This window comes from Pseudomonadota bacterium (assembly GCA_041395565.1).
Lineage (GTDB): Bacteria > Pseudomonadota > Gammaproteobacteria > UBA9214 > UBA9214 > UBA9214.
In genome coordinates, this window is the sequence record JAWLAI010000006.1 from 313,160 (window position 1) to 326,688 (window position 13,529).

Genomic DNA, 13,529 nt, shown 5'->3' on the forward strand with positions numbered 1-13,529 from the left:
GTTCGGCCCGCCAACGCCAGCAGCGGATTGCGGCGCAGGCCCAGCCATCATCGCGCGACATGGCATGCATCTTGCTTTTTCAGCAATATCAGCGACGGGGATCTTCAGGGATATGAAAATCTACCAGGCCTACATGGACGAAGAGCAGCGCGCGTTTGTCTGCGCCGGCGCAGTACCGTTCGACGCGGCAGCGAACTGCGCGCCCGGCACGCGGGAATACGAACTGTTCAAACAATTGCATGCCGATCCGGCCCGGCAGCAGCATGCTGAACCCTGGGGGCTGGTATCGTGGAAGTTCGAACATAAGGCACCCATCGGTTTCCCTGTATTTCAGGAATTCTGCCGCCGGCATTCGCCAGCCGGCGCCGACTGCGTTCATCAACCCCATGATCGGCAATGAGGCGGTATACGCCAACGTCTGGGAACAGGGTATTCACTGCGGGCACAAGGGCATCGAAAAGGTCGCATATTTTCTGCAAGAAAAACTGGGTGTGCGGATTGCCACGCCGAACGACGTCAACACATTCGCCTTCTGCAACTACTTTGTTGCACGCAGTCACTTCTGGGACGCATATTTCGAGTTCATCGACCGGGCCCTGGAACTGCTGGATGCTGAAGCAATCAAGGGCAGCGAGGTCGGACTGATCTACAGCGGCAACGGTCATTACGAACGCGATGCAAGCGCCGCCATGCGGGTATTTATCATCGAACGCCTGTTCTCTTCCTATTTGCTGCAGCTGGATGGCCGCAAGATTGCCGCCTACGCTCCCACCGCAAATGATTACAACAGCAAGTTCGGGGCACGCCTCGGGGATTTGCTATGGAATCTGTCGCGGGTGAAGCAGCGCGCCATTGCGACAAATGATGCGACGCTCTATGGAATCTGGGACAGGCAACGCACGACACTGCTAGCGGACTGGCATATCAACATCATCTGGAATCTGGATGACCCGATGGTCCTCACGCTTACCCGGGATTACCGGAACTTCAGGAACTACAGCGACGAACTGTTCGCCGACGGGCGCAGCGCGCGCTACCCGGCACAGCGCTCGGCAACACCCTACTGAAACCAAACCGCACGGATTCCGCACACCACCGGATCCATGGAGAGAGAGCGATGGGACCATTGATCATCTGCGGCATGCACCGCTCCGGAACTTCGCTTGTCACCCGTTCTCTGGAGGCAATCGGTCTCTTTACCGGCCACGACAAGGAACACAACCATGAAGCGATCTTCTTCCTGACCATCAACCAGTGGCTATTCGAACAACTGAACGCAAGCTGGGACAACCCCTATAACATGCGTTTTCTCAACGCAGATCTGGCCGGATATTTCCAGGTCGTAATCAGGAATCTGCTCGGCAGCCAGTCAGCATCTGCGTATACCGGACCGGCCCCCCGCTACCGCATGGTATTCAACCCCGGCTGCGACATCCCCTGGGGGTGGAAAGATCCCAGGAATACTTTCACTGCCGGCATCTGGGGCACCCTGTTCCCGGATGCCCGGCTGCTGCATATCTGCCGCAACCCGCTGGACGTGGCGGACAGTCTGCGCCGGCGCGAACATGAAATACTGGATCACAACAGGTCCCTGCTGACCCAAATGCTGCCCGAGCAGCTGGACGGAGCCATGCAGTTTCAGCAGTCACCGCGGCTGTTTCACCTGCAGGAAGGCCTGGCCTTGTGGGATGACTATACCCAGCAGGCGCTGGCAATGGAGGCGATGTTCGGAACCCGCGCGCTGCGTGTGCGCTACGAGGATTTTCTTGCGCATCCGTCACGCGAACTGGCGCACATTGCCGCTTTTGCCGGACTCTCGCCGACCCCCGCCCACCTCGAATCGGCGACCAGCCAGGTCGATCCATCGCGACGCCTGGCGTTCCGTGACGATCCCGAACTGATGCTGGCCTATGACACCTGCCGGCGGTGGCAATCAATGCAGATACTCGGATATGACCGCCTGATCGATCCATCAAGCAGCAGCGCAGCGTAATTCGCGAGACGCATGTCGGACGCCTACTGCATCTGGGTGGTGACGCCACCGGGATATCGACATTCCGGCGCCTTCCACGAAGTCGCGCTCGGCCTGCAGGGCGGATTTCGCGAACTCGGCATCAATGCACCCATAGTCACATCACGGGAGCGACTCAGCGGCAGGGTCGTAGTGCTGGGCGCCAACCTGCTGCCGGGCATGCCGGGCGTCAAGCTGCCGGGCAAGAGCATCATCTACAATCTCGAGCAGATCACTCCGGGATCCGAATGGCTCAGCACGGCATACCTGAAGCTGCTCCGGCGTCACTGCGTGTGGGACTATAGCCGCTACAACATGGAGCAACTGGTACAGCTTGGAGTAGACAGGCTCGTCCATTGCCCGCTCGGTTACAGTGAACGCCTGACCCGGATAACGCATGCAAATGAGAAAGACATAGACGTGCTGTTCTACGGCTCGATGAACGAGCGCCGCCAGCAGGTGTTGCGGCAACTGGACGGATCCGGCCTCAGGACCGAGGCACTGTTCGGCGTCTATGGCGAGGAACGCGACAGCTGGATCGCTCGCAGCAGGATCGTACTGAATATCCACTACTATCCAGCGAAGATATTCGAGATCGTGAGAATCTCCTACCTGCTGGCAAACCGAGTCTGCGTGGTATCCGAGGAATCACCACCCGACAGTGCACTGGAATCCGTGCAGGACGGAATTGTACAGGCACCGTTAGACCAGCTCGCGGCCTCCTGCCACGCGCTGATCGCCGACAACGCTTGGGAATGCATGGCACAGCGGGGTTTTGCGGCGTTTGCAGGCAGCCGGCAGTCCGAGCATCTGCGTGCCGCCCTGTACGCGAGCAGCAAGTGACGGGCGCTGCCGCCGCGCCAAGCTGCCGATTCTTACTGCATCACGAAATTGCTGAAGTAGACCGCCTCCACACCGGGCCTCCCGGTCAGCCGCTCCATGGTGGAGCGAATCTTCTCCAGGATCTGCGCCCGAAAGGCTTCCTTGCCCTCGACGGTGAGCAGGTTATCCTCTTCCTGGGTGCTGAACAGCAGCAGCACTGCATCACGCACCGCGGGCATATGCAGCTTGAGGTCGTCGATGACGTCCTGATCGTAGACCACCACCTCGAGCGAGGCCTTGAGAAAGCGCACCTTCTTGGGGTTCTGGAAGGCGATGACAAAATCCGGATCGAGGCCATGGTAGATCGGCGTCTTGCCCGACATGGCCACCTCTTCCCCTGCCTCACCCTCGGCATCCGGAGGCGCGCCTGCTTTGGTGTCCGCCTTGCCGCCCAGCATGAAGTAGGCAGCGCCGCCCGCGGCAATACCCAGCAGCAGCACGGCTACGGCGATGATGATGATCTTTTTCATAAGCTATCCTGCTTTGATGTTGTCTCTTCCCTGAGAACGCACCCGCATGCAGACCGGATCCCTTCCCGTCATACGCCTGGTTGCGTCACAATAAAGTTCAGCAAATTGCATGCCAGACACGGAATTTATTTTTTATTCAATATAAACAAATTGATACAGCAACTCTTCGATCCAGGCACGCCGTCGAGTACGACAATCCAATGGCACGCAGGCGGCAACCGCCGATTTATCGGCAGATCGCCCGACTGAATTCAGATTCAGCGCGATCCGCCAGCGCGGCAGGCCCGCCCCGGAGGCCGGCGGGGAAACACGCTGCAAAGGGTTCAAATACCGGATTCCCGCCGGCCATCCGGGTCACGGAAACCCGGTTGGTAATGAGAGTCGATGCGCCTGCCGGCTCTATGCAAAGCAATCCACCAGACCGCGCGCCACGGGCGACGCTGTCTGGCCGGACGCGAGCGGCTGCTGGCCGTCCGCATCCGCCACGGGGTTGTAGCCAACACCGCCCTGGGTGCCCGCGGCCTGGTCTTGTCCGCTGCCACCTTCCTGGTGTGATATGTTGACATTCACCAGGTTCAAACCCTGCTCAGCAAACATGTCACGCAGACGGGGCAATGACGACTCGAGCGCATCGCGTACGGCGGCATGCTGGCTCGAGAAGACGATGCTCGCGCGCTCACCGTCCATATGCAGCTGCAGCTCCAGCGGTCCCAGGTGTTGCGGGCTCAACTTGAGACTGGCCGAGTGGATGTTCTGGTTTGCAAACCAGACCACCTGCTCGGCCATGGCACGCCCCCATCCCGGCTGCCCGACCGGTACCGATATCCGGGATGCAGACGGGGTCGTTGCGGTATCCAGCAGGGAATCCGCAAATGAGATGGTTGCGGCGGCAGGTGCGACGGCAGCATTCCCTGCAGGCTGCTCCGGCGCGGCATTGGAGCCGTTATCGCCGCTCATGCCGGCATCCGCGCCGTTACCCTGCGCTGTCGCCACTGCCGGCAGCTGTGGGACGCCGGCGCGTACCGCAACCCCGGCGGGCTCGCTTGCCGGGCGCGGCGGCGCCGCCTCCGCTGCGTCCGCGTCTGCCTGGGCGTCACCGGTTATATCCTGCGGTTGCGCCAGGGCCGTGCCGGCCGCCGGGACACCGGCTGCGCCGGCGGCGACGAGCTCCGGTTCGTCCGCTGTTGCGGTGGCGGCAGATTCCGCTGCAACACCACCATCTGCGGTAGCTGGCTGTGCAGCAGGCGCATCCACCCCTGCCCCGGCCGCCACGCTGGCAACCGCCGTTGTCGCGAGCGCCGCCATGTCGCCAGTCGCTGCGGGATTTTCTGCAACCTCCACGAGCATTGGCGCGGGTGCCTGCAGCACCGGCACCTCTGCCGACTGGGCTTGCTCCGTCGCAACCGTTTCGGGCACGGCGGCGGACTCCGCATCCTGCCCAGCCGCAGCCTGTTCGGAGCCCGGCGCAGAATCCGCCACCGCTGCATCCTGTGCCGTATCCTTCGCAGCGGCACGCTGATGCGGCTCATGGGGCAATTTCTTGCCGCCGGGCGGCACGGTTTGCATCTCTGTCGCCCCAGCCTGTTCCTTCTGCCCGGCGGCCAGCAGCCGGGAAAATCCGCCGGTCTCTTCCCGGCCGGCGAATTTGCCCTTGCCGCGCGCTGCTGCCGTGGCGGAAATCCCCGCATTCAGGGTCGGTATGGCCTTGCTCATGGTGGTAATCCGTATCCGTCAGTTTCGGCACCTGTACAGGAATGCAACATCCGGGCCAGAACAGGAGAACCTATCGCATAATCCCGCGCGCACCGCGTTGTTGACTGCAATCCGGTCCTGCTGTGTTGCAGCGCTTGCCCGTACTGTTCGTACTGGGTCGCGCGAGTCAGGCAGCCGGGAGCGGCCAGGACCGGATGCAGTCGCAACCGGTGGGGCCGGTCATGACAACCGGGGGCGCCAGCGGATGCGGGCATGTTCGTTGGTCTCCAGCTGCTCCAGCCGGTCCGCCTCTCGGCGCTCGGTCTCCAGCTTGCGCTCGATCACCTTGTTCAGCGCGTTGACTCTCACCTGTTCCTCGCGCCACTGTCGGGCACAGTGCTCCACCTCCACGCGCACGCCTTCGAGCACCCGATGCTGCTGGTGGATTGCCTGGTTGAGTTTGTCCAGAAACAGGTTGTAGTCCTTCATCTGCACGATATGCAGCCCGTCACGACTCTTGCGCAGCAGGCCCTGCATGTATTCATCCCGGTAGGATTCCAGCTCGCGGAGCTTCTGCTGCTTTTGCTCGAGCCGGAATTGTGCGTCCGCCAGTTTCAATGCGGCCGCCCGCAGATGCTCCTGGGCAAGCTCCAGCGCGGGTTTCATGCGTTGCGACGGTTTCATTCACTCTGCTCCCTGCCGGCAGGCCTGAGTGCGCCTGATGCTGCAGGCGCCAGCAGCGTGCGAAGCTGGCGCAGGCTTTCAGGTAGCGTCACCGCCTGCCGGTTATGCTGTTGCAGAAATTCACGCAGGCGCGGGTAGCAGGCAATGGCCTCATCTACGCGCGGATCGCTGCCGCGCTGGTAGGCGCCCACGGCTATCAGGTCACGGTTCTGTCGATAGGCGGAGAACAACTGACGGAACCGTTGCGCCGCCTGCAAGTGCTCGGGTGCGGCGATCTCATGCATGATACGGCTGATCGACGCCTCGATATCGATCGCCGGGTACAGACCGGATTCGGCTATCTCGCGTGACAGTACCAGATGACCGTCCAGCGTGGCACGAGCGGCATCCGCTACCGGATCGTTATGATCGTCACCTTCGGCGAGCACGGTATAAAAGGCCGTGATGGAACCGCCGCCCGTATCCCCGTTCCCAGCTCGCTCCAGTAGCTGCGCCAGCTTGGCGAATACCGATGGAGGATAGCCTTTGGTGGCCGGTGGTTCGCCGATAGCAAGCCCGATCTCGCGCTGCGCCTGGGCGAAGCGACTCAGCGAATCCATCAGCAGCAGGACATTGTGCCCGTGATCGCGGAAATATTCGGCAATGGCCGTGGTCAGCCAGGCACCGTGCATGCGCATCAGCGGCGGTTGATCAGCGGGCGCCGCCACCACCACCGCCCGTGCCAGGCCGGCGCTGCCGAGGATGTTTTGTACGAACTCCTTGACCTCGCGGCCACGCTCGCCGATGAGACCGACCACGACCACATCCGCCTCCGTGAACCGCGTCATCATGCCGAGCAGCACGCTCTTGCCAACGCCGCTGCCGGCGAAGAGTCCCATGCGCTGACCACGTCCGACGCTGAGCAGCGCATTGATGGAACGCACGCCCACATCCAGTTGCTGGGTAATCGGTTGCCGCGCCAGAGGATTGATGCTGCGTCCGGTCAGCGGTACGCGGTCGTGCGCGACGATGGGCCCCTTCCCATCCAGCGGCCGGCCTGCCGCGTCGATCACCCGCCCGAGCAGCCCGTCACCAACCAGGGCTCCGGAACCCCGTGCCGCCGGCACCACGCGCGCGCCGGGCGTCAGGCCGTGCACACTGCCGGTCGGCATCAGGTAGGTATTGTCGCCGGCAAATCCAACCACTTCCGCCTCGATATGCTCGCCACTGCTGGTGAGCACGTCGCAGCGCGCCCCGACCGGGACCTGGCAACCGACAGCCTCCAGGGTCAGCCCCACCATACGCGTAAGGCGGCCCTCGACCGGCAACAACAACGGCCGTCCGGCGCGTTCACTGTATGCCTCCAGGCGCCGCAACCAGTTGTCACCGTGGCGGACCTGGCTTGGCGGGACTGCAGCGTTCATACACTCTCTCCGGACTCACCCAGCACAGCAGCGATCACCCGATCCAGGCGCGCATCCAGCGATGCGTCTACCTGCGAACTGTGCGTCGAGACCCGACAGCCACCGCGCTGGCTCAGACGGTCTTCCACGATCTCGCAACCGAACTCATCGTCACCATCAGACAGCTGGACACGTACCAGCTGCGCATCCTCCGGATGCAGGTGCAGCCGTATCTCCTGCGTACCGACCGGCAGCACATCGAGAGATTTGCGCACGGCCTCGACCACGAGCTCCGGATCCGTCCGCACCTCGCGGTAAATCACCTGCCGGGCGACGGCCAGCGCCAGCGTGACGAGTTCCTTTTCCACCCGCTCATCGAGCTCGGCTAGCGGCGCGGTCAGCGCCTGCGTCATACTGCGCAGCAGGCCGAGCTGCACCTGCACCTCAGCCTGTGCGGCGGCCAGTCCTTCCCGCCGCCCCTGTTCGAAACCCTCGTCCCGGGCACGCCGGATGGCGTCCTGGCCGCCGCTCGCCGCGCTGTCTTCAAGCAACGGCACATTCCAGCGTCGCGCGGCATCACCTGCTGCGTGTAGCGGCCTGTCAGACATATTCCTCTCCACCCTTGCCGCCGATCATAATCTCACCCGCCTCGATCATGCGCTGCGCCACCTGCAGAATCTCCTTCTGCGCCTCCTTGACCTCGCTCAGCTTGACCGGCCCCTTGGTTTCCATGTCGTCGCGCATCATTTCCGCGGCACGCTTGGACATGTTCGAGAAGATCTTGTCCTTGAGGATATCGTCAGCACCCTTGAGCGCTATTACCAGCACGTCTCCGGACACCTCGCGCAGGAGCGCCTGTATGCCGCGGCCATCGATATCCTTGAGGTTGTCGAAAACGAACATCAACTCCTGAATTTCCTGACCCAGCGCCTCGTCCAGCTCGATCAGCCGTTTGGTCAGTGCGCTTTCCTCGGCACTGTCGAGCGAATTTAGAATATCTGCGACTTTCTTCGATCCGCCTATGCGCGGCGGCTTGACGGTGCTGCGCTCGCCAACCTGCCTGGCCAGCACACGATCGAGCTCCTCCAGCGCAGCCGGGTGTATCTCCTCCATGCGCGCCACCCGGAGCAGCACATCCGTGCGCACGTCATCGTCGAGTCCGGCCAGCACACTGGCGGCCTGGTCCGCATCCAGTTGCGACAACACGATAGAGATGATCTGCGGATGCTCGTCACGTATCACCTCGACGATGGTCTCGGCCCCCATCCATTTTAGGGTTTCCAGACCTTTCGCGTTGCGGCCTTCAAGCACCCGGTTGATCATGCCCTCCGCACGTTCCGCACCCAGTGCCTGCTGCAGGACCTTGGACACGTACTCGTCCTGGCCGATACTCATGGCACTCTTGTTCCTGGCGGATTCAAGAAAATCGGTCACAACCTTCGCCACCTGCTCGCCACTGATATTACCGAGCGACGACATGGCCGTACCCACCTTATGAATCTCGCGCGGATTCATATGACGCAGAATGCTAGCGGCGTGCTTTTCACCCAGACTCATCAGGAGAATCGCGGCGCGCTGGGTACCGCTCAGAGACTGTTGCTTGTCAGCCATCCGTAGCGACCCAGTCCTTGACGACTCCGGCCACCCGGCGTGAATCGTTATCGATCATCGAGCGCGCCATGCCGAACTGCTGTTCCGGCGAAAGCGGCACCTGCTGCCCCGAAAGATTGACACGATCTTCACCCAGCGCTTGCGCACCACCAGCCGCGCCCTGCGGCAGCGCAGCCTGCCCGCCCGCACCGGCTGCCGGTTCCGGATGCAGCGCGAGACTGCGCAATACCGGGCGCAACACACCGAACAGGAGGAACAGCACGAACAGCGCGCCGAGCACCTGCTTGACCACTCCTCCGATCCATGGCTGCTGCCAGATCGGGGTTTCCGGGAACGCCTCGCTCACCTCTGCAACCGCGCGGAACGGGATATTGCTGACTTGGATACTGTCGTTGCGCTCCTCGCTGAAGCCGACGGCTTCCTTGACCAGATCGGTAATTCGCGCTATTTCAGCCTCCTCCAGCGGAACCCGTACGGTCTTGCCCTTGTCGTCGGCCTGTGTGCGATAGTCAACCAGCACCGCGACCGAGAGCTGCTTGACCATGCCCGGCGATTTCCGCGTATGGCTGATACTGCGGTCGATTTCATAGTTGCGCGTCGCCCGGCGCGTATTGTTGACCGGCTTCGGCTCCTCCTCGGCGATCGAGCCGTCATTGAGCGTGCCTGCCGGTGGCGGCTGGTTGGTCAGCGCGCCGGGTACGCCAGCGACCGTGCTGGACGTGGTACTTTCTTCGAAGGTTTCCTCGCTGCGCACAGCACGGTCATCCGGTTGATAGCTTTCCGTGGTGCTTTCGACGGTGGTGAAGTCGACGTCGGCTACGACCTGCGCCCGTACGCCGTCGTCACCGACGATCGGAATGAGAATATCCTCGATGCGCTTGATGTACTCCTGCTCCAGCTTGCGCGTGTAGGCCAGCTGACTGGCACTGGCCGCAATCCCGTGGGCGCCGTTGTTGGCGGTAAGGAGCCGGCCATTCTGGTCGACCACGGTCACATCGTCCGCCTCCAGGCCCTCGACACTGGATGCCACCAGATTGACGATACCGGCCAGGCGTTCATCATCCAGCCGCGCACCCGCGAACAGCTTGAGCACCACGGATGCCTGCGGCTTGCTGCGATCGCGCAGGAAGACCGAGCGCTTAGGAATCGCCAGATGCACGCGCGCGCTTTCCACACTCTGCAGCGTCGAGATCGAACGCGCCAGCTCCCCCTCGATCGCACGGTTGTAGCGCGCCTGCTCCATGAACTGGCTGGTCCCGAAACCCTGGCTTTCGTTGAGCAGCTCGAAACCGGTGCCGTCACCGCGCGGCAGGCCACGGGAGGCGAGCTTCAGACGCGCCTCGTGAACCTTGTCTGCCGGCACGGTGATTGCACCGGAACCGTGCTCGATCCGGTACGGGATACCCGTGCTGTCCAGCGTTGCTGCGACCTGCGCGGCCTCGACATCCGACAACCGTCCGTACAGCATGCTGTAGTCCGGCGTACGCGACCAGAGCACCACGGCGACACCCAGCGCCACGCTCGCGGCCAGACCCACCATCAGGCCGATCTGACGCAATACGGGCAAGGCGTTGAATCCGCGTGCCTGGGCCGCAATGTTTTCAGGATCAACCAGCGCCATCGTGTTCTCCTTTCCAGTTCAACGACTCCATCACCTACACCGACATGCTCATGATTTCCTGATACGCCTGTACCAACTTGTTGCGAACAGTCGTCAACGCCTGGAACGACAGGCTTGATTTCTGCATGGCCACCATGACCTCAGCCACATCCACATCGGGATCCTCGGCTTCGAAAGCGGCAGCCAGTTTGCTGGCAGTCTGCTGTGTCTCATTCACGCCGTTGACGGACTGTGCCAGCAAGGCGGCAAAATCCGGCCGTTCGCTTGCCGCCACATTGCCGCTTTCTGCCGCTGGTGAATATTGCGCCTGCGCCGCTATCGCGCGCATCTGTGCCAGTACCTGGCTGATACCCATCTCGCTCATACCCCAACCCCATAAGCGTATAACCTGACCATTTCTGTCTTAACGCACCGCAATGCCGGCTGTCCGTGATGTGACATCCAGACCGGCATCGCGCAGGCGCGCTATCTTGTACCTGAGCGTGCGCGGACTGATACCCAGGCGGGCAGCCGCCTCCTTGCGGCTGCCGTTACCGGCCTCCAGCGCCCGGATGATCAATTCCCGCTCCTTCACCTTGAGGTCCTGTTCCAGTGCCTTTTCCGACGCGGCCGCGGCACATCCCTGTGCCTCTGTGGAAATCGTTTCCGGGCCAACCTCGTCAAGACTGACGTCCGCCTCCCCGATGCAGTCGCCGTCGTGCAGGATGAGCGCACGCTGCACGACGTTTTCCAGCTCGCGCACGTTTCCGGGCCAGCTCCAGGCCAGCAGCTTGCGCTGCGCGGCCGAGGTGAACTCCGGCACGAACGCGCCGGTGTGGTAGCGCTGTACCAGCATGCGTGCCAGCGGGAGAATGTCGTCCGGCCGATCACGCAAGGCCGGCAGACTCAGCGGAAACACATTCAGGCGGTAAAACAGGTCTTGCCGGAAGCTGCCATCTGCCACGGCAGCGCGCAGCTTCCGGTTGGTAGCGGCCAGCACGCGCACATCGAGCGGTATGGTTTCCCGTCCGCCCAGGCGTTCGACCTCCTTTTCCTGAAGCACCCGCAGCAATTTTGCCTGCAGGCCGAGATCCATCTCGGAGATTTCATCGAGGAGCAGCGTGCCGCCCTGGGCCTGCTCGAACTTGCCGGGGTGTGCGTGGTAGGCGCCGGTGAAGGCCCCTTTTTCGTAGCCAAACAGTACGGCCTCGAGCATGTTCTCGGGAATGGCTGCACAGTTGATGGCAACGAAGGGAGCATCCCTGCGGGAGGAGTTCCGGTGAATGAACCGTGCAAGTACCTCCTTGCCGGTACCGGATTCACCTGTGATCATCACGGTCACCTCGGAACCGGCGACGCGACGTGCCAGCGCCACCAGTGCAACCGAACGCCGGTCCTCGGCGACCAGTTCACTTCCGGTAACCTGTTGCACAGGTTCATCCATGCCTCGACCTCCCTGTCCAGCGAATCCGCCATAGCCTGTCGTAGCTACGGCCTCAACTTCACCGCACCCGTCTGTGCCGCATTCACATAACGGCAGTACGGGCCGCTAATTCCATTAGCGAGTGGTCAGTCACGACCACCGGAACCACGACAGCCAACATGCAGATTGCATGCCAGAGCAGTGCATCCATTTATTTTCAATAGGTTACAATGCATAACGGCGTAGCGCGTCGAAATATCAACGCCCAGCCCGGTCAACCGGAAAGGCAAAAAGCCATATTCCCGACACATTTGGCGGCACAAGCTCCATCCGCGCCGAGCCGATAAAGGCTTCAGTACGCACACACCGGTCGCGGGATTTCAGGGTAAGATGCGTGTCCAGTCCTATACTCGACCGGCCGCTGTCCAGCAGCCATCTAGCCGGGGTCCAGGGATTCAGTACACAGGTGGCGCTTGGTCTATTCCATCGACAAACTGATCAGTGAAACCCGCCGCCTGGCGGCGGAGTATCGGCGCTCGACCGGTCAGGTATTGCCGGTTTCCGGGGAAATTGCCCGCCATGACGCGGCACGCCTGCTCGGCCTGCAATTGTGCGAATCGGGCACTGCCGGGGTTGACGCCATCGGTACCGGCAACCGCGCCGGACAGCGGATCCAGATCAAGGCACGCGTCATGTCCCAGGACCATAAAAGCGGCGCCCGGCTCGGTCAGATCAATCCCCAGGGAGACTGGGACTCGCTGTTGCTGGTAATTCTCGATGAAGACTACGAGGCCAGCGAAATCTACGAAGCCTCGCGCGAGGAACTCGGGGACGCAATGTCCGCCTCTGAGCACAGCAACCGCGCTAGGCGTGGCGCCCTCTCCGTGGCAAAGTTCAAGAATATCGGGTGGCTGGTCTGGGCCCGGGAAACCGGCCTCGAACCGCTGCGCTGAAACGAGTCGCCTCAACCAGCGTTGGCGGCATAGCTGCTCACCGCTCGCCGACCCGCTCGCACATCCTCGAGGATAGCGGCATGCGCATCACGCGCCGCGCGGCAGTGGGTGATGACAGTTCCGTTCATCTCGATGATCCGCCGGATCCCCTCAGCCAACTCCGGCGTTTCCTCCGGGTTGACGCCCCCGGCGAACAGAGTCTCGACCTGCCGTTGTAACGTATCCCGGCGCACAGCGACCCCGTCCCAGTCGGCGGCAACCGCGCACGCCTGCATCTGGCCAGCCAATTCCAGCAATCCGGCAAGCTGTTGCCGCATGGATGCGGTCATTTCGGTAGCCGCCTCAGGCACCGGCCATGGACTTGACCATTTCCCCGCCGCCGATGGCTTCCTGGGGAATGGCGTCCCAACCCTGCTTGATCTCGCGCAGCAGGCTCGCAACCTCATCGAGCGCTGCCAGCTCGTTATTGAGGTGCGCATCCATCAGGCGGCGAAACATGTAGTCGTACAGGCTATCGAGATTGGCCGCCAGTTCGCCACCGGCATCCATGTCCAGACTGCTGCGCAGCCCGAGCACGATCGAACCCGCACTTGTGATGTTCCTGCCCTTATCCTCGATCTGATTGCGCTGCATTGCGCCCTTGGCCCGTGCGATCTTATCCAGCGCGCCGTCGAGCAGCATCTGGATAAGCCGATGAGGCGATGCCTCGGTGACACCGGTCTGCGTGCCGACCGCCTGGTACTGGCCAATACCGCCCTGCTCTGCCGGATTCTTCATGGTGACGTGCTTCCTTGTCCTGATGGTTTATGTTTTTGACATCC

The 13,529-nt window shown here is 62.2% G+C and carries 16 protein-coding genes; 5 read left to right on the forward strand and 11 right to left on the reverse strand.

Annotation, left to right across the window (positions count from 1 at the left end; all coding sequences use genetic code 11):
- Nucleotides 1-64 precede the first annotated feature (64 nt).
- Genes R3F42_11330 through R3F42_11345 form a run of 4 tightly spaced genes read left to right on the forward strand, consistent with a single transcriptional unit; the run spans nucleotide 65 to nucleotide 2,854 of the window.
- The gene (locus R3F42_11330) at nucleotides 65-400 is read left to right on the forward strand and encodes a hypothetical protein (protein ID MEZ5542622.1); all 336 of its coding nucleotides are present in this window, start codon (nucleotides 65-67) and stop codon (nucleotides 398-400) included.
- The gene (locus tag R3F42_11335; GenBank protein MEZ5542623.1) at nucleotides 387-1,067 is read left to right on the forward strand and encodes a hypothetical protein; all 681 of its coding nucleotides are present in this window, start codon (nucleotides 387-389) and stop codon (nucleotides 1,065-1,067) included. The genes R3F42_11330 and R3F42_11335 overlap by 14 nt, the downstream gene beginning before the upstream one ends.
- 50 nt (nucleotides 1,068-1,117) lie before the next feature.
- On the forward strand, nucleotides 1,118-1,993 hold the full coding sequence (locus R3F42_11340) for a sulfotransferase (protein MEZ5542624.1): 876 nt from the start codon (nucleotides 1,118-1,120) through the stop codon (nucleotides 1,991-1,993).
- A gap of 12 nt (nucleotides 1,994-2,005) precedes the next feature.
- Nucleotides 2,006-2,854: a hypothetical protein gene (locus R3F42_11345; protein ID MEZ5542625.1), complete on the forward strand. Its 849-nt coding sequence runs from the start codon at nucleotides 2,006-2,008 to the stop codon at nucleotides 2,852-2,854.
- A gap of 32 nt (nucleotides 2,855-2,886) precedes the next feature.
- Here the strand turns inward: R3F42_11345 and R3F42_11350 are convergent, their stop codons facing one another.
- From R3F42_11350 to R3F42_11390, 9 genes are all read right to left on the reverse strand, one after another.
- Nucleotides 2,887-3,363 (reverse strand): flagellar basal body-associated FliL family protein, encoded by a 477-nt coding sequence (locus tag R3F42_11350; GenBank protein MEZ5542626.1) that lies wholly within the window; start codon nucleotides 3,361-3,363, stop codon nucleotides 2,887-2,889.
- 399 nt (nucleotides 3,364-3,762) lie between these two features.
- Nucleotides 3,763-5,076 (reverse strand): flagellar hook-length control protein FliK, encoded by a 1,314-nt coding sequence (locus R3F42_11355; protein MEZ5542627.1) that lies wholly within the window; start codon nucleotides 5,074-5,076, stop codon nucleotides 3,763-3,765.
- A 219-nt stretch (nucleotides 5,077-5,295) separates the two neighbouring features.
- Entirely contained in the window at nucleotides 5,296-5,739 is a 444-nt protein-coding gene (gene fliJ, locus R3F42_11360) for a flagellar export protein FliJ (protein ID MEZ5542628.1), read from the reverse strand.
- Nucleotides 5,736-7,142 (reverse strand): flagellar protein export ATPase FliI, encoded by a 1,407-nt coding sequence (gene fliI / locus R3F42_11365; protein ID MEZ5542629.1) that lies wholly within the window; start codon nucleotides 7,140-7,142, stop codon nucleotides 5,736-5,738. The genes fliJ and fliI overlap by 4 nt, the downstream gene beginning before the upstream one ends.
- Complete coding sequence (locus R3F42_11370; GenBank protein ID MEZ5542630.1) at nucleotides 7,139-7,729, reverse strand: flagellar assembly protein FliH; 591 nt, start codon at nucleotides 7,727-7,729, stop codon at nucleotides 7,139-7,141. Before R3F42_11370 ends, fliI begins: the two co-directional genes overlap by 4 nt.
- A complete protein-coding gene (gene fliG, locus R3F42_11375) occupies nucleotides 7,722-8,732 on the reverse strand; it encodes a flagellar motor switch protein FliG (protein MEZ5542631.1) in 1,011 nt (336 codons plus the stop codon). Before fliG ends, R3F42_11370 begins: the two co-directional genes overlap by 8 nt.
- Nucleotides 8,725-10,353 carry a flagellar basal-body MS-ring/collar protein FliF gene (gene fliF / locus R3F42_11380; protein ID MEZ5542632.1) on the reverse strand — a complete coding sequence of 543 codons (1,629 nt, stop codon included), beginning with the start codon at nucleotides 10,351-10,353 and terminating at the stop codon, nucleotides 8,725-8,727. The genes fliG and fliF overlap by 8 nt, the downstream gene beginning before the upstream one ends.
- 34 nt (nucleotides 10,354-10,387) lie before the next feature.
- Entirely contained in the window at nucleotides 10,388-10,717 is a 330-nt protein-coding gene (fliE, locus tag R3F42_11385; protein MEZ5542633.1) for a flagellar hook-basal body complex protein FliE, read from the reverse strand.
- A gap of 39 nt (nucleotides 10,718-10,756) precedes the next feature.
- On the reverse strand, nucleotides 10,757-11,776 hold the full coding sequence (locus R3F42_11390) for a sigma-54 dependent transcriptional regulator (protein ID MEZ5542634.1): 1,020 nt from the start codon (nucleotides 11,774-11,776) through the stop codon (nucleotides 10,757-10,759).
- Between the two features lie 452 nt (nucleotides 11,777-12,228).
- Between R3F42_11390 and R3F42_11395 the strand changes: the two genes are divergently transcribed.
- Nucleotides 12,229-12,708: a hypothetical protein gene (locus R3F42_11395; GenBank protein ID MEZ5542635.1), complete on the forward strand. Its 480-nt coding sequence runs from the start codon at nucleotides 12,229-12,231 to the stop codon at nucleotides 12,706-12,708.
- Between the two features lie 11 nt (nucleotides 12,709-12,719).
- Here the strand turns inward: R3F42_11395 and R3F42_11400 are convergent, their stop codons facing one another.
- Complete coding sequence (locus R3F42_11400; GenBank protein ID MEZ5542636.1) at nucleotides 12,720-13,037, reverse strand: flagellar protein FliT; 318 nt, start codon at nucleotides 13,035-13,037, stop codon at nucleotides 12,720-12,722.
- Between the two features lie 13 nt (nucleotides 13,038-13,050).
- Nucleotides 13,051-13,485 carry a flagellar export chaperone FliS gene (gene fliS, locus R3F42_11405; protein ID MEZ5542637.1) on the reverse strand — a complete coding sequence of 145 codons (435 nt, stop codon included), beginning with the start codon at nucleotides 13,483-13,485 and terminating at the stop codon, nucleotides 13,051-13,053.
- Nucleotides 13,486-13,529: the final 44 nt, after the last annotated feature.